The sequence below is a fragment of the Streptomyces seoulensis genome (assembly GCF_004328625.1).
Lineage (GTDB): Bacteria > Actinomycetota > Actinomycetes > Streptomycetales > Streptomycetaceae > Streptomyces > Streptomyces seoulensis.
The window spans coordinates 590719-610693 of the sequence record NZ_CP032229.1; the positions used below are offsets into that span (position 1 = coordinate 590719).

Below are 19975 nucleotides of genomic sequence, written 5' to 3' on the forward strand. Positions count from 1 at the left end.
GCAGGTACGTCAGCTCACGTGGAGGACGTCACGCCCCTGTCCCCACGCCCCCTGTCGCGCGTCCTGTTCCGGCAATGGTGGCGTGAACTGGTCTTCCTGCACTGGGAAGTCGACCCCGACGAGGTGGCACGGCTGCTGCCTCCGGGGACGTGTCCCGACCTCCACGAGGGCCGCGCCTACGTCGGCCTCGTCTTCTTCCGCATGGACCACCTGGCCTTCGGACGGGGGCCCGCCGTCTCCTACCTGGGCAGCTTCGGCGAGGTGAATGTCCGCCTGTACAGCAGGGACGCCCTCGGGCGGCGCGGAGTGGTGTTCCGCTCCCTGGACTGCGACCGCCTGCTGCCCGTCCTGACGGCCCGGACGGCGTTCGGCCTGCCCTACCGCTGGGCCCGCATCCACACCCGCCGCACCGCCACCGGAATCTCCTACGCCAGCCTCCGGCGCGACGGTTCGGGAGCGGGCGCCCGCGTCCGGGCCGACATCTCCCCCGAGCCGTACGAGGCGACCACCCTGGAGCACTTCCTCACCTGCCGCTGGGGCCTGCACGCCCAACTCCGCGGCCGCACCTATTACTTGCCGAACACCCACCCCCGGTGGACGTTCACCCACTGCGACCTGACCTCGTACGACGAGTCAGCCATCGCGGCAGCCGGACTCCCCGCCCCGGCCGACGCCCCCGTCAGCGTCCTCCACGCCCCCGGCGTCCCCGTCCGCTTCGGCCCGCCTCAGCGGCTGCCCTAGGGACCCGAACCACCCGGACTTCGAGCTGCCCTCACGCACAGCATTGACGTGAGCACGACCCACCACTACGTTGCCACAGCGCTGAGACAACGTTGTCAGGTCGTCAGGGAGGTTCCCGGTCCCGCCTCGCTCTCCCCCACTTCTTCAGGAGGCACAGAACGATGTCCTGGATCTCGTCAGGCAGACCCCGGCGTGCGCGCCGGGGGTATGCGGTGGCTGCCGCCGTGGCAGGGGCCGCGCTGGTCGGTGCGTACGCGCTGCCCGCTTCCGCGGCGCCCGCGCGGGTCGCCGCTCTCGTGGCTCATCCGGCCGATCTGGTCAACCCGTTCATCGGTACGTCCAACGACGCCAATGACTTCCCCGGCGCGGACGTGCCGTTCGGCATGGTGCAGTGGAGTCCGGACACCTCGTCGCGGCCGCCGGGCGGGGGGTACGAGTACAAGGACGCCTCGATCACCGGGTTCAGCCTCACGCACATCGCCGGGCCCGGCTGCGGGGCGGCGGGGGACGTGCCGGTGCTGCCGACGGTCGGCGCGGTCAACAACTCGGCCACCGACTCCTTCTCGCACGCCAACGAGTCCGCCACGGCCGGGTCGTACAAGGTCGCGCTGGACAACAAGGTGACCACCGAGCTGGCCACCACCGCGCGGAGCGGGATGGCGCGGTTCACCTTCCCGGCCACCACTCAGGCGAACCTGCTGTTCAAGCTGAACAGCAGTCAGAACGGCGGGAGTTCGACCCAGTTCAACGTGGTGTCCAGCACCGAGGTCAGCGGCCAGGTCACGAGCGGCCGGTTCTGCGGGGCGGGCAACAGCTACACCGTGTACTTCGACATGGTCTTCGACCGGCCGTTCGCCACCAGCGGCAGCTCACTCGCGCCGGAGAAGCCCGCGCCGAGCGCGAAGCGGGCCGGGAAGAACGCGGCGGACAAGCCCAACCACCCGCGCCTGCACGGCACCGCGCCCAAGTCCGTCAAGGGCGGTGCGACTCCGAAGGCCGCCGCGTCCAACGCCCACGTCACCTTCGACACCAGCTCCAGTCAGACCGTCCAGGCCAAGGTGGGCGTCTCCTACGTGTCGATCGCCAACGCGAGCGCCAACCGGGTCGCAGAGAACCCCAACTGGAACTTCGACGCGATCCGCACCTCGGCGCACGACGCCTGGGACTCGGCGCTGGGCAAGGTGCTGATCGGTGGCGGCACCTCGGACCAGCAGAAGATCTTCTACACCGCGCTCTACCACTCGCTGCTGCACCCGAACGTCATCAGCGACACCAACGGCCAGTACTTCGGCTTCGACGGCAGGACGCACACGGTGGACTCCGGTCACAGGGCCGCGTACGCCAACTACTCGGGCTGGGACATCTACCGTTCCCAGGCCCAGCTGGAGGCGCTGGTCAGTCCCCAAGTGGCTTCCGACACCGCCCAGTCGATGCTCGACGACTACCAGCAGACCGGGATCTTCCCCAAGTGGTCGGAGAACAACGGCGAGTCCTACGTCATGGTCGGTGACCCGGCCGCCGCGATCATCGCCGACTACTACGCCTTCGGCGCACGGAACTTCGACACCTCGGCGGCGCTCGCGGGGCTGCTGAAGCAGGCGAGCACCGCCAACAACGACCGCCCCGGCCTCAGTTACCTCGACAACCCCGGCTACGAGCCGCACGACGGCAGCTACGGCTGCTGCAACTTCTACGGCCCCGTGGCCACCACCCTGGAATACAACACCGCCGACTTCGCCCTCTCCGCCTTCGCCGGCGCCCTGGGTGACAGCGGGAGCCAGAAGACGTACGCGCACCGGGCGCAGGACTGGCGTAACGTGCTCAACCCGGCCTCCGGCTTCGTCCAGCCGCGCAACCTCGACGGCAGCTGGACCGGCGGGTTCGACCCGACCAGCGGGACGGACATGGTGGAGGCCGACTCCTGGATCTACACCGGCATGGTGCCGTTCAACGTGGCCGGGCTCGCCACCGCCAAGGGCGGCAACAAGGTGATGGGCGACTACCTGGACACCGTGCTGCGCAGCTACACCGGTGCCAACGGCTACGCCTGGGTGGGCAACGAGCCGAGCATCGAACTCCCCTGGGAGTACGACTACATCGGCATGCCGTACAAGACCCAGGCGACGGTGCGCGCGGTCCAGGACCAGATCTGGTCCAACTCCCCGGCGGGGCTGGCCGACGGCAACGACGACCTGGGCGCGATGAGTGCCTGGTACGTATGGTCGGCGCTCGGCATGTTCCCGATGACGCCGGGCACGGCCGATCTCGCCCTCGGTTCCCCGCTGTTCCCGCAGGCGCAGGTCACGCTGCCCTCGGGCAAGACGCTGACCGTCAACGGCACCGGCGCGGCGGACAACGCCCCCTACGTCCAGTCCGCGACCTTCAACGGCTCGGCGTGGAACAACGCCTACGCCCCGACGTCCGCGCTCACCTCGGGAGGCACCCTCGGCTTCACCCTGGGCACCACCGCCAACACCGGCTGGGCGAGCGGGACTTCGGCCGCACCCCCGTCGTACCCCGATGACACCTCCGCCCCGGCCAAGCCCCGGGTGGGTCCGGTGAAGGCCGGTGTCAGCTCCTCGCTCTGCGTGGACGACGCCAACTCCGGTACGGCGGACCACACCGCGATCCAGCTCTGGACCTGCAACGGCACATACGCCCAGGACTGGACGGTCGCCTCGGACGGCACCCTGCGCACCCTCGGCAAGTGCCTCGACGTGACGAACAGCGGAACGGTCAACGGCACCCTCGTCCAGCTGTACGCCTGCAACGGCACCGGGGCGCAGAAGTGGACGGCCGGCTCGGACGGCTCCCTGAAGAACGCCAACTCCGGTCTGTGCCTGGACGATCCCAACTCCGCCACGGCGGAGGGCACCCGCCTGCAGATCTACACCTGCAACGGTTCGGCGGCCCAGAAGTGGACCCTTCCGGCGGCCTGAGCACCCGAGTGCGGCCCCGTCCCTCCCCGGGCGGGGCCGCACTCGGCCGTACGCAGGCCGGAGATGAGGCGGCGGACCGTAGTCCGGACTCAGGCGCCACCCGGCGAGCCCGAACGGGGCGATTCGCGGGCGGACTGGGAGCGGGTGTTGGGCGGGGTACGGGTGTCCCGGAAGCGCAGGTCGCGGCCGTGTCGCCGGAAGAGGTCGCTGACGAACTCGTCGAGCGCCAGGATCTCGTCCTCGCGCGAGTGGATGTCGGCGAGAGCGGCGCGCTGCTGCTGGTCGATCACGCGCTGTCCGTCGCGCCAGGACTGGTCCGCCGGCGCCTCGGGCAGGTTGTCGAACTCGTCCTGGGTGCGGACCTGGAAGGTCTCCACCGGCTCAAGGATCATTGGGCCGCCCGAGGGGTCCTCGCGGGAGCGGTAGACGACGAAGGACAGCCCGTCCACACGGTTGTCGGCGATGGAGGCGCGCAGCTCGGGCCACTCCAGGGTGCTGAGCACGCTGGATCCCACGGTGCCGTCCAGGGCGTGGGCGGTGACGGTGCCGGTGAGGGCCTGGACGTAGGTCGTCGACAGGCGCTTCCACAGCGCGGCCAGGGCGTCGGAGGCGCTCCAGGTCGGCAGGCCGAAAAGGAGGCCGTCGAAGATACGGCCCTGTATGGACGCCTCCAGCACCACACCGTGGCCTACGCTCGCGTCCTCGGTGGGGATGGCCGAGTTCATCTTGGACCAGAGATGCCCGTGCTCCGTCGAGCCGGCCGCGACCCGGTCGAGCGCCCCCTGGAACCCCTCCTTGCCCTGCTGCCGGACGAACCAGGAGTACTGGACACGGTGGCCCTGGACCCGGGGATCGTGGAAGCCGTCGATGATCCGGTCGATGGCGGCTCCGTCCACGGCGGTGGGCTGCCCGGCCTTCATGTCGGCCTCGATGTTGTCGAGGAAGGCGTCGAGTCCGGACATGAAGCCGGGCACGTTCTTCAGCACCTCGATCCGGCCGACGCGCCCCAGGAGTTCCGCCTTGTCCTGAGCGAACTTGATCTTCCGCCGGTCGACGGCGGTCATCGAGTGCGCGGACTCCTGGGAGCTCTCGGTCTCCTGCGAGTCCCCGGACTTCTGCGAGGTCCGCGAGGGCGGCCGCGAGGGCTCGGGCGACCGCTGCACGACGTCCTCGGTGCGGGCGTCCGCGACCAGCCGGGACACCGCCGCGTTGCCGGCCGACCGCTGGAGGGCCAGAAGCGGAGGCGCCGGCGCGCCGGCCCGCCGTGCCCGATCGGTGTCGGGACCGTGCGTTCCGTCCCGGTCCGTCCCGTGCCTGTGTGTGCGCAACGCGCTCCCTCACCCACTCGAGCGGAACCGGATCATGACGGTGAACCGGCTCCGATGCTTAGAGGAGATCAAGCCAAGTTTGATTCGTAGTCAATGGCGCCTACTTGCGGTTACCGAGAGAAATTCAGGCAAGACACCCGAACATAGTCGAGCAATTCGGTCACATGATCGACAGAACCGGGAGTCCTTTTTCCGGACTCCCGGCCCTGTCACGGCTTTGCATCACGGCGCGTCTCGCAGAGCATGGGCGTGACGCCCAAGTCACCTGATGTCGCTGAGCACTCCGCTGACGTTGAGCACCTCATGGCACTCCTGGGCCCGCCTGCCGGTGGCGGGGGTACCGGGCTTGGCACAGGTGACCTGGGCGGTGACCGTGTCGTTCGCGGAGATCCTGATGGGGGTGACCCAGTGATAGTCCTGGTTGCGGAAGGTCTCCAGCGCGATCGTCGTGATCTTCCGGTCACCGAAGTTGATGGTCAGCACCCCCTCGTCGCCCTGGAAGTTGGCCACGACGATGTCGGTGACCTGGAACACCTTGTCCGCGGGGACCGTGTAGGTGCCGGTCTTCTCCGCGCCGCCGCCCGTCTGCACGTCGATGGTGGCCGAGCTCTGGCCGCCGCCGGCTCCGCCGCCACCCCCGCCGTTGCCGGTTCCGGTCCCGGTGCCCGTACCGTCGCCGCCGCCCGTGCCCGGCTGACTGCCCGCGCCACCACCGCCGGTGCCGGGCCGCCCGCCGTCGGCTCCCGTGCCCTGGCCGGCCTGCTCGCTGCCGCCGGGGGTGGGCCGCTGCTGGACGACCTCGTCGGCCGCCTCCTTGGCCGCGCTGCGCACGGCGGGGCGCACCAGGGTGAACCAGGCGAGGAGCAGGGCGATCAGCGCGGCGAGCACCGCGAGCAGCCACTTGGGGAAGACGGGGATCTGGACGAACTCGGCGTCCAGCGAGGTACGGATGGTGTCCGGGCGCTCCGGCAGCGTCGCGTCCGGTGCCGCCGTCTCGGCGACGGTGACCGTGAACGGCCAGATGACCGGGGCGCCGAACCACACCGGCTTGCCGATACGGGCCCGCAGACCCACTTCCGCCGACTCGCCGGGCTCCAGCGCCTGTTCGGCGGGCTTGAGGGTGAAGCGGAGTTCCTCGCCGGGCTGGGCGGGCGTGAAGCCCAGCGTCACCGGGGAGTTGCCCTCGTTGCGCAGCGCGAGCCGGTAGCGGCCGCGCAGCCAGCCACGGCGGCGGCGCGGGGCGATCTCGGCGCGCAGCTCCCGGAACTCCTCGACCCGCACGGTCGATTCGGGCACCCGCACGGCCTCGGGGTGCTCGGTGGGCAGCACGCGTACGGCGAGCGGCACCTCACCGGCGCGGACCTCGGGGGACCTCGGGGGTTCGAGCCGGATGGTCACCGTCTCGGAGGTGCCCGGGTAGAGAGATACGCGCGCGGGCTCCACCGTGGCCCAGGCAGCGCAGTCGCCGACCACCTCGAGGCCGTATGCCTCGACGATGTCGCTGTCGTTGCGGACGGTCAGGGTGGTGGTGGCGAGCCCGCCGGGCGTCACCGACACCGCGGGGATGTCGGAACCGGGCGCGCCGGGGCTGGGGGTGGATGCTGGAGACGTCACCCGGCGACCGTATGACGCGGTCCCTTCCTTTCGGAGAGACGCGAGGGCAAGCCCGCGGGCAGCGCTCGTGCCCCGGACAGCACTCACCGACTCCCTTTTGGCTTACGCCAGTTGACCGAAGACCCGGCGCGGGCCGACTTCCGCCGCCCGGTCCCGCACGTTGCTCCACCGGCCCGTCGCACCACCCCCACACGTTCGATGGAATCAGGACTCATGACCACGAGCTGCCCCCAGGCCAACCATCCCGCTCCCGCCGCCCACACGGCCCCCTGGACCACCTCCGCCAGGCGGCCCGAACGGGTCTCTGTCACCGTCTATGCCCCCGATCCCGTGCTCTACGTCGGCATCGTGCACCAGTTGCGCCAGCGCCCCGAGATCGAGTTCGTGGAGGCCGGGGCCGCGGACAGCGCCCAGGTCTCCCTGATCACCGTCGACACGGTGGATGACGAGACATCGGCCCTGCTCAACCGGCTGCGCCACAACTCCGCGACCCGGACCGGCCTGGTCGTCGGCACCTTCGAGTCGGGTGACGCTCTCCAGCGCGCCATAGACAACGGGGTGGCGGCGGTGCTCCGCCGTGCCGAGGCCGACCAGGACCGGTTGCTGCGTCTGGTCCTCGCCATAGCCAACGGCGAGGGCATGCTGCCCGGCGATCTGCTCGCCAAACTCCTCACCCACGTCGGCAGCATGCAGCGTTCCTCCCCGCTGGACCCGAGGGCGGCCTCGCTGTCCACGCTGGCGCCCCGGGAGACGGAGATGCTGCGGCTGGTGGCGGAGGGCCTGGACACCGGGGAGATCGCCCGGAAGACCTCGTACTCCGAGCGGACCGTGAAGAACGTGCTGCACGAGGTGATCACCCGGCTGCAGCTCCGCAACCGGGCCCACGCGGTCGGCTACGCGCTGCGCAACGGCCTGATCTGAGAGGTGTACCGACCAGGGGCTGTCGGCACACTGCCCGAAAGCCCCTCCGCCGCTTCCCCCGGGAGCGTCCCGCCGGCCCTGCCGCACCAGGGACGGCGACGCCCAGGATGGCGGACGGTTGTGCGAAAGCTGGAGTGCGGACGGTGAGGTGGGCCCGTGACGGGCACGGACAAGGCCGGCGGGTGGCGGTACCCGCTGGAGCGGATCGGCCTGGCGTTGTTGCTGCTGGTCCCCCTGTTGGCGGTGACGGCGGCCGCCGGTCCCGGTACGGCGAAGGCCCGCCCCCGAGCCGGTGACGAGGGGGTCACCCGGATCGCCTACGCCGGCACCCGGCACCGCAGCCTGGGCCGGGTGGAGACGACGAAGTCCAGCGCCCCGCTGTTCGGCGTTGGCGCGACCCACTACGACGTGGAACCCTCGGCGCTGGGCGACCAGTTGGTCTTCGCCAGCCGCCGGGACGAGCGGAACCCGCAGGTCTACCTCCGGGCCGCCGACGGCTCCGTGGCCAAGCTGACCAGCGGCCGGGACGCGGCACACCCGCGGCTGACGCCCGACGGCCGCTCGGTCGTCTTCGACTCGGCCGAGCCCGGCGGTCCCGGCGGCGCCACCCAGCGCGACCTGTGGCTGGTGCGCACCGACGGCACGGGCCTGACCCGGCTGACGAACACCCCGGCCGACGAGGAGTGCCCGACGGTGTCGCCGGACGGGCAGCGCCTGGCGTACTCCAGTGACGCCGATCCCCTGGTGGGGCAGCAGGTCTACGTCCGCCCGCTCGGCGGCGGCACCGTGAACCGGGTCACCGATCCGGCGAACGGCACGGCGAGCGAACCGGCGTGGAACCCGCTGGACAACGCCGAGAAGCGGGACATCATCGCCTACACGGCGACCACCGCAGACGGCCCCAAGCTCCGCTATGTCTACGCGAGTTCGGGTGACGGCGGCCCGCTGCTGGGCGCCACGGAGGCAGGCTGGCGTACCCATGGGGCAGCCTGGTTGCCCGACGGGAACCAGTTGCTGTTCCTCAGCCCGGACCGCGACTGCACCTGCGAGGGCGACTTCGACCACGTCTTCAAGACGGTCGTGCACTCCGACAACGACGCCAACCGGTCGCTCGTCCTGACCGAGGACCGCGAGGTCGGCACGGTCACCTGGCTCGGACCGGTGGACGGCGGCGGGACCGTGGTGGACCGCACCACCGCCGCCGGACCGCACGTGGTGACCCTCCAGGACGCCCGCGCGGACGGTTCCGACCCCCGTGACCTGGGTCTGACGATCCTGAACGAGGACCCGGCGGCCGACACCAACACGGACCCGACGAAGGACCCGCTGTTCCAGCCCGCCGCCGGGTCCGACCCGTGGACGGAGCGGCAGAACTACACCCCGGACGGGCGGCAGATCGTGCTGACCCGGTTCGAGGACTCCGACGCCGGACGCATCGAGCGGATCTGGCTCGCCGACGCCGACGGCTCCAACGCGCGGCCGCTGCCGCTGGCCGGACGCGGCGCGAAGGACTGGGACACCGACCCGACCTTCTCCCCGGACGGCAGGTACATCGCCTTCCGGCGCACTTCGCCCGGCGGCACCGGCGACGCGGCCGGTCCCAGCAAGGTGCTCATCGCCGACGTGGCGACCGGCGCGCTGCGGGGCACGATCACTCCGCCGGCCGGACAGGCGCAGGGCACCGACGCCCAGCCGACCTGGTCCTCGGACGGCACCCAGCTCGCCTTCACCCGTACGCAGGTGATCAACGGGGGCAACGGCAACAAGCACATCTGGACCGTCCCGGTCGACCGTCTCGGCCAGCAGCGCGACCTCAGCGCCGCCGACTGCCCCGGCGCCTGTGACGTCATCGACGACAGCCCGGCCTTCTCGCCGGACGGGCAGACCATCGCCTTCAACCGCAAGGCCGGTGGCGGCCGGGTGGACCAGCAGGGCGGGCTCCTGCTGACCTCGGTGTCGGGCGACGACTGCCGGGTGCTGCTGCCCGCCGCCGGGCGCGGCCTGCCGGGCGCCTGCGGCCGGGAGCTGCCGAACGCGGGCACGGGTCCGTTCCAGCCGCGTGACGCCGCCTGGACCGCGGACGGCACCGCTCTGGTGTTCAGCTCGCGTGCCCAGCTCGCGGCGAACAGCCCGGAGAAGCTGAGCCGGGTGGACGTCGAGTCGGGCGCCCTGACCCCGCTCACCACCGGGCTGGCGGGCCGTCAGAAGGAGCCCTCGGTACAGCAGTCCGTGGACCTGGCCGTACAGGCACCGGACACCTCGGGGCAGGTGATCGTCGGCCGTACCGGCACCGTCCGGGTCGACGTCGTGAACCAGGGCCCCGCGGCCTCTCCCGGTACCCGCTTCACCGTGGCGCCGCCCCTCGGTGCGACCGTCACCGGGCTGACCGCGCCCGGCCGGAACTGCGACGTGCGCGGCCTCACCTGCGACCTCGGCGTGGTGCCGCCCGGCGCCACCGTCCCGGTGACCGTCACCTTCACCGGGGTCACGCCCGGCGACCAGCCCGTGGACTGGTCGGTGACCGGCGCGGTGATCGACCCCGACCCGAGCGACAACACCGACCGCACGGTGGTCCCGGTGCGCGAGGCGCCCGCCCCGCCCGACCCGACGCCGAGCCCTGCCCCGCCCACTCCGACCCCGCCCACGACGCCTCCGGTGCCGCCCGCGCCCCCGGCGCCGCCGGTCCCGGAACCCCCGGCGCCGAAGGCCGGTCCGGGTGTGACGGTCACCGCCAACCCGAACCCCGGCTATGTCGGCGGCCGCGTGGTCGTCACGTACACCGTCCGCAACGGCCGCAACGCGCTGGCCACCGGGCTCCGGCTGCGCATCGGGCTGCCGGCGGACATCCCGAACAACGGGCGCCCGCCCGGCTGTGACGCCAACTGGCTCTGCGCGCTGCCCGATCTGGCGCCCGGTGCCCGCAGCACCCTTCAGGTCGTGCTCACCCCGAAGAAGGCGCTGACCGCCGAGGTCACCGGCACCCTGACCACCACCGGTACGGACGCCGACCGAGGCGACAACTCCGCCCGGCAGCGGCTGCGTGTCCTCCAGCCCAAGATCGTCGCCGTGCCGCCGATCGGCAAGCCCGGCTTCGTGACCTCGGTGCGCGGCAAGGACTTCCCGCCGGGCGTGCCGGTCCGGTTCCGCTGGAAGCCCGGCATCACCGCGGCCGCCGCGCCGACGGTGCCGCTGCCGGACGGCACGTTCATCGGGCAGCTCCTGATCCTCGCCAAGGACCAGACGGGCCCGCGCACCATCACCGCGAGCGGCCCCGGCTTCTCCCCGGTGAAGACGGACTTCCTGGTCGTCAACGGCAGTGTGCAGCCGCCGGACGAGGTGACCCGCCGGTGATCCACGAGGTCGACGAGGCCCTGCGGGGCCTGCTGGAGGAGTCCGGGCTGGCAGCGTCGGGCGTCGAGGTGGTCTTCGACGCGCCGACCAGCGACTGGGCGGCCCGGCGCAGCGCGCCCACGGTGTGCGCGTTCCTGTACGACATCCGCGAGGACAACTCCCGGCGCAACAGCAGCGCGGGCGAGATCTACGACGAGGACGGCTTCGTCGTCGCCCGTCGCTCGCCCGCCCGGTGGTTCGAGCTGACGTACCTCGTCACCGCGTGGGCGAGCCGCCCGCAGGACGAGCACCGGCTGCTGTCCCAGGTGCTGTCCACCCTGGTGTCCACGGACACCCTGGCCCCGCGTCTGCTGACCGGTTCGCTCGCCGAACTGGGCCTGATCGTGGGCCTGGACGCGGGCGGCACCGGTCTGGACGCCCCGGCCGCGTCCGACGTGTGGTCCGCGCTGGGCGGCGAGCTGAAGCCGTCACTCGGGTTGCGGGTACGCGCCCCGCTGGCCGGCATCGAGCGGGTGGCCGCGCCCCCGGTCACCGAGGGCCTGGTCGTACGGTCGGTGCCCCACTCCCTGCCGGACGAGCCGGAGTCCACCCGCCGGCTGCGGTACGCGGAGATCGACGATCCAGGCGGCGAGGGCTTCGGCGGGTCCCGGGAGCGGCGGCCCGCGCCGGCCCGGCGCCGCAGGAGGGGTGACCGCCAGCCATGACGCACCCCGTGGAACCGGAGCTGTGGCACCGGCTGCACACCGTGGAGGAACGGGTACGCAAGGCGGTCGCCGCACGGCGGGCCGTCGACCCCGACCCGGACGACCCCTACCGGGGCCAGTACCTCACCCCCGAGGCCGCCCAGCGCGTCCTCGACACCCGCGCCGAGCCGTCGGCCACCGAGCCCGAACGGTCGGCGGAGGACACCCCCCTCGGCCGCCTGGCCCGGGACTTCGGTCTCAGCCCGCTCGACCTGGACCTGCTGCTGGTCGCCCTGGCGCCGGACCTGGACGCCCGCTTCGAGCAGCTCTACGGCTATCTGAACGACGACCTCACCCGGCGCCGGCCCACGGTCGGGCTGGCCCTCGAACTGTGCGGGCACACCGGGCTCTCCCCGGCCCGCTTCCGCCTCTCCCCCGGCGCCCCGCTCCTCGCGGGCGGGCTGCTGGAGGTCCACGAGCCGGAACGGCCGCCGCTGTCCCGGGTGCTGACGGTGCCCGACCGGGTGACCGCGCATCTGCTGGGCGACACCGCGCCGGACGCCCGCCTGGGTTCGGTGCTCGGGGAGCAGACGGCCGACCCGGCCGCCGACCCCGCGCTGGTCCGGCGGGCCGCGGCCGGGGTCCGGAGCGGCACCGGGCATGTGCACCTGCGGGCAGTCGGCGGTGCCCCCGAGGGCCTGGCGGACGCGGCGCTGCGCGAAGCGGGCCGCGTCCCGCTGGTGCTGGACGCGGTTGCCCTGGCCCGGCACGCCCGTGACCTGCCCTCACTCGCCGCGGCCGCCGCCCGCGAGGCCCGGCTGACCGGCGCCGGGGTGGTGCTCGGCCCGCTGGACGACCTCCCCGACAAGCCCGCCGAGCGGACCCATGTGCTGCGCACGGTGTGCGCGGCGCTGTCCGGCATCCCGCTGTTCACCTACGGCGCGCAGGTCTGGGACCCGGGGTGGGCCGTCCGTACCCCGGTGTCCTTCACGGTGGGCACCTCCTCGCCCGAACAGCAGGCCGTGCGCTGGCGGTTCGCGCTGGAGGCGTCCGGTGCCCCGGACGGCTCGGGCAGCGAGGACCTGGCGCGTGCCGTGGCCGCGCACCGGCTCGACTCGGGCCAGCTCCGGCGCGCGGCCGACGCCGCCGTGCGCACCGCCGGACTCGCCGGTCGCCCGGTGGACGCCGAGGACGTACGGGCCGCCGTACGGGCGCAGAACGGCGCGGGGCTGGCCCGGCTGGCGCGGCGGGTGGAGCCCGCGGTCGGCTGGGACGACCTGGTGCTGCCGCCGAGGACCCTGCGGGGTCTGCGCGAGCTCGCGGTGCGCGCCCGTCACCGCGATCAGGTGCTCGGCCGGTGGGGCATGCGGCCGGGCGGCGGCCGGGGGCGTGGCGTGATCGCGCTGTTCGCCGGGGAGTCCGGCACCGGCAAGACGATGTCCGCCGAGGTGGTCGCCACCGACCTCGGCATGGATCTGTACGTGGTCGACCTGTCGACCGTGGTGGACAAGTACATCGGCGAGACCGAGAAGAACCTGGAGCGGATCTTCACCGAGGCGTCGGCGGTCAACGCGGTGCTGCTGTTCGACGAGGCCGACGCCATCTTCGGCAAGCGCTCCGAGGTGAAGGACGCCCGCGACCGGCACGCCAACATCGAGTCGGCGTACCTGCTCCAGCGGATGGAGTCCTTCGACGGCATCGCCGTGCTGACCACCAACCTCCGGGCCAACCTGGACGAGGCGTTCACCCGGCGGCTCGACGTGGTGGCCGACTTCCCGATGCCGGACGCGGCGCAGCGGCTCGCGCTGTGGGAGCGGTGCCTGGGTGACCGGCTGCCGCGCGCGGAAGACGTCGACCTGAAGTTCTGCGCCGACCGGTTCGAGCTGGCGGGCGGCTCGATCCGGTCGTGTGCGGTGACGGCCGCGTATCTCGCGGCGGATTCGGGGAATGAGCTGACCATGCGGCAGGTCGTGCAGTCGGTCGCGCAGGAGTACCGCAAGCTCGGCCGGCTGGTGCTGGCCGCCGAGTTCGGTCCCTGGCTCGCGCAGGTCACGGCCGCCTGACCCTGCACGCGCGGTGCGGCCCGTCCGCCCGCGCGGGCAGTCGCGCTGCCCCCGGGCAGGGCCCGATGTCCCCTGCCCCGGGGCACGGCCTGAGGAAAGGGTGGAGGAGACCCGGACCGCAGGACCCGTGAAGGAGCGAGCATGCCGACGTACCTCACCCCAGGTGTTTACGTGGAGGAGGTGCAGTCCGGTGCTCGCCCGATCGAGGGTGTGGGCACCGCGGTCGCCGCGTTCGTCGGCTTCGCCGAGGACGGCCCGTTCCACGAGCCCACGCTGGTGACGAGCTGGGACCAGTACACCCGTACCTTCGGCGGTTTCGTGCAGGGCGCGTACCTGCCGCACTCCGTCTACGGCTACTTCGCCAACGGCGGCGGCTCCGCCTACGTGGTGCGCGTCGGCGGTTCCGCCGACGACTCCTCCGCCCCGGCCGGCAACGGTGACGGCGCGCGGCGCGAGCAGGCGGCGCTCGCCGTCGAGGTGGGCGGCTTCCAGATCGCGGCCAAGCCCGGTGTGAGCGGCGTGTCCATCGAGATCGCCGACCCGGAGGGCGAGAACCCGCCGGAGGACCGCTTCCGCGTCCTGGTCCGCCAGGGCGAGCAGGTGGCCGAGACCTACGACGCCTCGACCCGCCGGAACGTCAAGGGCTACCTGCCCACCCAGGCCCGCAACTCGAAGCTGATCGAGGTCACCGAGCAGCGCGGCGGGAACCAGACGCGGCCGGCGGCGCAGACCATCGCCGTCCCGGACGCCCCGGCCTCCCCCGCGCCCGCCACCTCCGGCCAGGTGGCCCGGCTGGACCCGGCCGAGTACGTCGGTGACGCCGACGCGCGCACCGGCTTCGCCGGCCTGGAGAGCGTGGACGAGATCACCATGGTCGCCGTCCCCGACCTGATGAGCGCCTACCAGCGCGGCGACATCGACGCCGAGGGCCTGCGCACGGTGCAGCTCGCCGTCATCTCGCACTGCGAGCAGATGGGCGACCGCGTCGCCGTCCTGGACGCCCCTCCCGGCCTCTCCGCGCAGCAGGTCCGCAACTGGCGCAACGACGAGGCGGGTTACGACTCCCGCTACGCCACCCTGTACTACCCCTGGGTCCGGGTGCTGGACCCGGCCGCCGGCCGCAACATCACCGTCCCGCCCAGCGGGCACGTGGCCGGCCTGTGGGCCCGCAGCGACACCGAGCGCGGGGTGCACAAGGCGCCCGCGAACGAGGTGATCCGCGGCGCGGTCGACCTGGAGCTGCGGCTGAGCAAGGGCGAGCAGGACCTGCTCAACCCGATCGGCGTGAACTGCATCCGTACCTTCCCCGGCCGGGGTGTGCGGGTCTGGGGTGCGCGCACCCTCTCCTCCGACCCGGCGTGGCGCTACCTGAACGTGCGCCGGCTGTTCAACTACCTGGAGGAGTCGATCCTGCTCGGCACCCAGTGGGTGGTGTTCGAGCCGAACGACGACCGGCTCTGGTCGAGCATCCGGCGCAACGTCAGCGCCTTCCTCACCGAGGAGTGGCGCCGGGGCGCGCTGTTCGGGCGGACGGCCGCCGAGGCGTTCTACGTCAAGTGCGACCGGGACAACAACCCGCAGGAGTCCATCGACCAGGGACGCGTGGTCTGCGAGATCGGTGTCTCGCCGGTCAAGCCCGCCGAGTTCGTGGTGTTCCGGCTGGCGCAGTTCTCCGACAGCACCAGCCTCGTCGACGAGTGACGTCCGTCGCTTCCGGCACTTATCCACCCAGAAAGGTGACAGACAGTCATGGCTGAGGGCGATGCTCTTTCCACCCATATCTTCGGCGTCCAGCTCGGCGGCTACCTGGTCGAATCCATCCAGGAGATCAGCGGCCTGAGCGTCGAGGAGGAGGTCGTCGAGGTCCGGCAGGTCAGCTCCGAGGGCAAGCAGATCATCCGCAAGCAGCCGGGCGCCCGCCAGGCCGGCGAGATCACGATCACCCGCGGACTCGACCAGAGCAGCGAGTTCACCTCCTGGATCAAGGAGACGCTGAACAACGGCGCGGTGGACACGGCGCGGCAGAACCTCACCATCGAGATCAAGGACTCCACCGGTGAGACCGTGCGGCGCATCCAGCTGATGCAGGGCTGGGCGTCCAAGTGGGAGGGCCCGTCCCTCAAGGCGGGCGAGTCGTCGGCCGCCACCGAGTCCGTGACCATCGTGTTCGAGGAGATCATCGTCGAATGAGGCGCCGTACGGTGACCGCGGGCAACCTGGACGAGATCCTCCAGGCGACGGCTCCCGCGAAGGACGAGGCGGAGGCGGTGTCCAAGCCGTTCACGCCCGCGGCGCCGCCGCGCCAGGAACCCGCGCTGCGCACGGAGTTCGAGTTCGAGCTGCCGCGCGGGTACGTCGACGAGGCGGGCACCGTGCACCGGCACGGCTCGATGCGCCTGGCCACGGCCCGCGACGAGCTGCGCCCGCAGATCGACCTGCGGGTCAAAGAGAATCCCGCGTACCTCAGTGTCGTGCTGCTCAGCCAGGTGATCACCCGGATCGGCACGGTCACCGATGTGCACGCGGGGATCGTGGAGCGGATGTACGCGACCGATGTCGCGTTCCTCCAGGACTTCTACCGGCGCGTCAACAGCGAGGGCCACACACGTGCGGCGGTCACCTGCCCGCACTGCGAGGGCGGCTTCGAGGTCGACCTCTCGGGTGGGCGCCTGGGGGAATCGTGACGTACGCGCCTTCCCGGCTGCGGGAGGAGATCGCGTACGTCGCCTACCACTTCCACTGGAGCCGTGAGGAGATCCTCGACCTCACCCATGCCGAGCGCCGGGAGTGGGTCACCGAGATCGCCCGCATCAACACCCGCGTGAACGAAGGCGGTTGACCGCATGGGATGGCGAGACAGGGTGCGTCGGCCCCGGCCGCCCGCCGCCGGGAACGCCGGCGACGCCGGCTCCGCGCCAGTGGAGCGGGCGTCCGCCGGCGTCGGCGTGCCCGAGAGCTGGGACGGCGGCTGGCGTGCCGCCGCCACGCCCGAACTGACGGTGTCCCGGGCCCCGTTGGCGGTCAGTGACGGCCTCGGTTTCCGTGCGGGGCTGGCGGCCTGGCGCGACCCGTCCTTCGACACCGGGCTCGCGCACGGGGTGCTGCCCTCGGCTCCGGCCGGTCTGGTGCGGGGCGTCGCCCGGCCCGCTTCCGCGTCCTCGGAGACGTTCAGCGGCGGCGGGCCGCTGCTGTTGCGTGCGGTACGGCGGGAGGAAGCGGAGGAGACCGCTCCTGCCGTCGGCGTGCGACAGGAGCGGGTGGTGGCCGCCCGGCCCCGGCAGGGCGAGCGGGCGGCGGGGTCCGGATCGGCGTCCCGGAAGGGCGCCGGGGCCGGGCGTTCCGGTGCGCCCGCGGTGCAGCGGCGTACGGCTGCCGACCCTGTCGGCGCTGTCACCTCTGTCGGCTCCATCGGCTCTGTCGAGGAGCAGCGGGGGCTCACGTCTTCGGGGTCTCCGGCTGTGCTGGGCGCCGGGGAGGCTCCGCCGGTGCAGCGGACGGCGGTTGCGTCGGCTGCGGCACCGAAGGCGTCGCTGCCGGTGGTGCGGCGCGTCGCGGTGGTGGAACCCCGTTCGGGCGGCGCTGCCTCGCCGGGTCCGGTGCCGACGCGCCCTTTCGCGCGGACCGAGAGCGTTTCGGCGCCGTCCGGCAGTGCCAGCGGGCGCGCCGCCGCCCCGGCCACCACGTCCGTGCGGCCGCTTCCGGTGGGCCGCTCGCTGATCGTGGCCCGGCGGCCGGCCGGTCCCGTGCGCCGGGTGACTCCGGTGGCGACCGCCGCCCCGAAGGCGACCGCGCCCACTCCGCAGGCCGAGCGGCAGCCGCAGGCCGAGCCGGAGCCGCAGGCCGCTCGGGCGGAGCAGGTGGACCGCGCGACGGTCCAGCGGCGCGAGGGGAGCCGTCCGCCACTGGGCGAACCCCTGACCCAACTCCCGCCCACCGCCGTGCCGATGAAGCATGGGGCCGTGGAAGGGAACACCGCGGGGCCCGCGCTTCCGGTGGTGCAGAGCAGGCCGGAGACGACGGCGGCCCGGGAGCGGCCCGCGCCGTCCACCGAGCCCGTCCAGCGCCGGGCCGAGGCGCCGGCTCCGCGTACCCGGTCGGGCCTGGGGGCACCCATGTCGGAGCTGCCGCCGACGGCCGACGTGCCCGGAAGCCGGGAGCGGTCCGGGCGGGCGCCGGTGCAGCGGTCTGCCGCGCCCGCGCATCAACAGCCGTCGCACAAGCCTCTGTTGGGCGGTGCTGCCGGCGCCGACAAGCCGACGCCCGACGCTGCCGTCCAGCGCCGCGCCACCACGGACTCCGCGTCGACGGGCACCCCCGCCGACTCGACCCCCCTGACCGTGGCCCGTCCGAGCGCCCCCGTGCAGGAGACACCCGGCGCCCCCGCGCGCCCCGCCGCGTCCCCCGAGGGCACGCGTCCTGCGGTCCAGCGCGCCCCGGCGAGCCCGGCTGCCACGCCCCGCACCTCCGAGCGCCCGACCCTGGGCGCCCCGGAGCGGCAGGGTCCCGTGTCCCCGGCCACGGCCCCCGACGGCCAGAGCCCCGCACGCCCGAGCACATCGGGCACCGCGTCCGGCACCGGCCAGAGCCCGGTGCCCCTGACCCCGGCGCGCCCCGGCACGTCGGCCCCGCAGGCGTCCGGCACCAACCCGGCTTCCGTACAACCGGCGTCCGTACAGCGGGCTTCGGCCCGCCCGAGCACGCCCGGCACCGCTCCCGGCACCACGTCCGGCGCTGCCCCCGGCACCGCGTCCGGCACCGGTCAGGGCTCGGTCCCCCTGACCCCCGCCCGCCCGGTCAGGCCCACCGTCCGGACCGCCCGTACCGACCAGCACCCCGCACACCCGGGCACCCCGGCCCAGCCCGCGCCCGGCACGGCCCAGTCCGGCATGCCCACCCGCCGGGGACCCGGCACCCCGGATGCCTCGGCACCCCGTACGCCAGGCTCCAGCCCGGCCTCCGCACCCGGCACCCCCGCAGCCTCGGCACCCCGCACCCCCGTACGCCCGCGCCCCACCCCCGGCACCACCCCCCTGGTCGTGGCCCGAGCGGTCACCCTCACCGGGCAGCCCGCCCCCACGGCCACCGCCAAGCCCTCCCCCACCCTGAACCTGCTGCCCGCCCGCCCCCTCACCCTCAGCACCGAGGAGGCACCGCCCATGGCCGCGCCCGCCCAGCGCAGGACGGCCGAACGCCCGGTGGTGGCCGCTCGTTGGGCACGTGAGCCGGCGGCCGGGACGCAGCAGCCGTCGGCCTCGGTCCAGCGGGCGCCCCGGTCCCCGGTCACGCCCTCCCCCTCCCGCGCCGCCCGCCCCACCCCGCTGGCCGCGACCCCCAGCGCCCCGGCGCCACGCCCGCTCCCGGTCACCGCGCCCCAGCCTCCGGCCGTACAGCCCTTCCTGGTGAACTCCCCCGCCCGCGAAGCCACCCCGGCGGCCCCCGCTCCGGTGGTCCGCCCCACGCGCGGCGGAGGCCCCGCCACGGCCGACGCCACGCCCCCGCTGGTCCGCCCCGCGCAGATCCAGCGCGACGTGGTCCCCACCGCGCCGACTCCCACACCCCCGGTGGTCCACACCCAGATCCAGCGGGACAAGACCGGCACCACCACCCCGCCCGCTCAGGGCACCCCCGCCGCGCAACCCGCGAACACCCCCTCGAAGCAGGGCAAGAGCTCCACCCGGAGCAAGCCCGCCGCCGCCGAGTCCTCCCCCGACCTCGACGACCTGGCCCGGCGCCTGCTGGACCCCGTCTCCCGTCTCCTGCGCAACGAGCTGCGCCGGGGCCGGGACCGCACGGGCCGCCCCTTCGACGGCCGCCGTTGAGGCACCCGCCGTCGGCCCACCCAAGACACCCCGCCACCCCTGAACGCCCCACGGACGGAACCCGAGCAGCATGACCGACAACATCTTCGCCACGAGCGTGTTCTTCCGGCTCGCCATCGGCGGGAACGACCTCGGTGCCTTCCACACGTGTTCCGGCATGGGGGCGCAGGTCGAGATGGAGACGTACGCGGAGGGCGGGAACAACGGGTTCACCTGGCAGCTGCCGGGCCGGGTGACCTGGTCGAACATCACGCTGACCCGACCGGTGACGGCGGACACGGCGAAGATCGGCCGATGGCTGGACGAGACGCTGCGCCGGGTGGAGCCGAAGGACGGCGAGATCGTGGCGCTGCGCCCCGACCTGAGCCGGATCATCGGCTGGCAGGTGTACGGGATCGTGCCGGTGCGCTGGCAGGGCCCGTCGTTCGACCCGGCCAGTTCCCAGGCGGCGGTGGAGACGCTGGAGATCGCGCACGAGGGGCTGGTCCCTTCCTGACCGCCCGCTCGTCCAGCCGA

At 73.1% G+C, this 19975-nt stretch carries 14 protein-coding genes; 12 read left to right on the plus strand and 2 right to left on the minus strand.

Translation table 11 applies throughout. From position 1 onward, the window contains the following. Positions 1–18: 18 nt before the first annotated feature. Both D0Z67_RS02745 and D0Z67_RS02750 read left to right on the plus strand, forming a co-directional pair. The gene (locus D0Z67_RS02745) at positions 19–741 is read left to right on the plus strand and encodes a YqjF family protein (RefSeq protein WP_031183835.1); all 723 of its coding nucleotides are present in this window, start codon (positions 19–21) and stop codon (positions 739–741) included. Positions 742–953: 212 nt separating this feature from the next. Next, complete coding sequence (locus D0Z67_RS02750; RefSeq protein ID WP_234312924.1) at positions 954–3680, plus strand: lectin; 2727 nt, start codon at positions 954–956, stop codon at positions 3678–3680. 89 nt (positions 3681–3769) lie between these two features. On the opposite strand, the gene D0Z67_RS02755 is transcribed toward D0Z67_RS02750, so the two are convergent. Together D0Z67_RS02755 and D0Z67_RS02760 are read right to left on the minus strand one after the other, a co-directional pair. Continuing rightward, entirely contained in the window at positions 3770–5008 is a 1239-nt protein-coding gene (locus tag D0Z67_RS02755; protein WP_031183837.1) for a hypothetical protein, read from the minus strand. Between the two features lie 261 nt (positions 5009–5269). Next, on the minus strand, positions 5270–6622 hold the full coding sequence (locus tag D0Z67_RS02760) for a COG1470 family protein (RefSeq protein WP_234312925.1): 1353 nt from the start codon (positions 6620–6622) through the stop codon (positions 5270–5272). Positions 6623–6835: 213 nt separating this feature from the next. Here D0Z67_RS02760 and D0Z67_RS02765 point away from each other — a divergent pair, with 213 nt between their 5' ends. From D0Z67_RS02765 to D0Z67_RS02805, 10 genes are all read left to right on the plus strand, one after another. Further along, the gene (locus D0Z67_RS02765) at positions 6836–7543 is read left to right on the plus strand and encodes a response regulator transcription factor (RefSeq protein ID WP_086690412.1); all 708 of its coding nucleotides are present in this window, start codon (positions 6836–6838) and stop codon (positions 7541–7543) included. Between the two features lie 156 nt (positions 7544–7699). Continuing rightward, a complete protein-coding gene (locus D0Z67_RS02770; RefSeq protein ID WP_051888171.1) occupies positions 7700–10894 on the plus strand; it encodes a DUF11 domain-containing protein in 3195 nt (1064 codons plus the stop codon). Continuing rightward, positions 10891–11598, plus strand: a complete 708-nt coding sequence (locus D0Z67_RS02775; RefSeq protein WP_031183841.1) for a Pvc16 family protein — start codon at positions 10891–10893, stop codon at positions 11596–11598. Before D0Z67_RS02770 ends, D0Z67_RS02775 begins: the two co-directional genes overlap by 4 nt. Then, the gene (locus D0Z67_RS02780) at positions 11595–13640 is read left to right on the plus strand and encodes an ATP-binding protein (RefSeq protein ID WP_031183842.1); all 2046 of its coding nucleotides are present in this window, start codon (positions 11595–11597) and stop codon (positions 13638–13640) included. The genes D0Z67_RS02775 and D0Z67_RS02780 overlap by 4 nt, the downstream gene beginning before the upstream one ends. A gap of 141 nt (positions 13641–13781) precedes the next feature. Further along, complete coding sequence (locus tag D0Z67_RS02785; protein WP_031183843.1) at positions 13782–15341, plus strand: phage tail sheath family protein; 1560 nt, start codon at positions 13782–13784, stop codon at positions 15339–15341. A gap of 48 nt (positions 15342–15389) precedes the next feature. Beyond that, complete coding sequence (locus D0Z67_RS02790) at positions 15390–15830, plus strand: phage tail protein (protein ID WP_030803419.1); 441 nt, start codon at positions 15390–15392, stop codon at positions 15828–15830. Beyond that, positions 15827–16324, plus strand: coding sequence for a zinc-ribbon domain-containing protein (locus tag D0Z67_RS02795; RefSeq protein ID WP_031183844.1), 498 nt, complete (start codon positions 15827–15829; stop codon positions 16322–16324). The genes D0Z67_RS02790 and D0Z67_RS02795 overlap by 4 nt, the downstream gene beginning before the upstream one ends. Beyond that, positions 16321–16479, plus strand: a complete 159-nt coding sequence (locus D0Z67_RS29600) for a DUF6760 family protein (RefSeq protein ID WP_165507338.1) — start codon at positions 16321–16323, stop codon at positions 16477–16479. The genes D0Z67_RS02795 and D0Z67_RS29600 overlap by 4 nt, the downstream gene beginning before the upstream one ends. A 4-nt stretch (positions 16480–16483) precedes the next feature. Next, positions 16484–19459, plus strand: a complete 2976-nt coding sequence (locus D0Z67_RS02800) for a hypothetical protein (protein WP_131589613.1) — start codon at positions 16484–16486, stop codon at positions 19457–19459. 70 nt (positions 19460–19529) lie between these two features. After that, the gene (locus tag D0Z67_RS02805) at positions 19530–19955 is read left to right on the plus strand and encodes a phage tail protein (RefSeq protein ID WP_031181814.1); all 426 of its coding nucleotides are present in this window, start codon (positions 19530–19532) and stop codon (positions 19953–19955) included. Positions 19956–19975 lie beyond the last annotated feature (20 nt).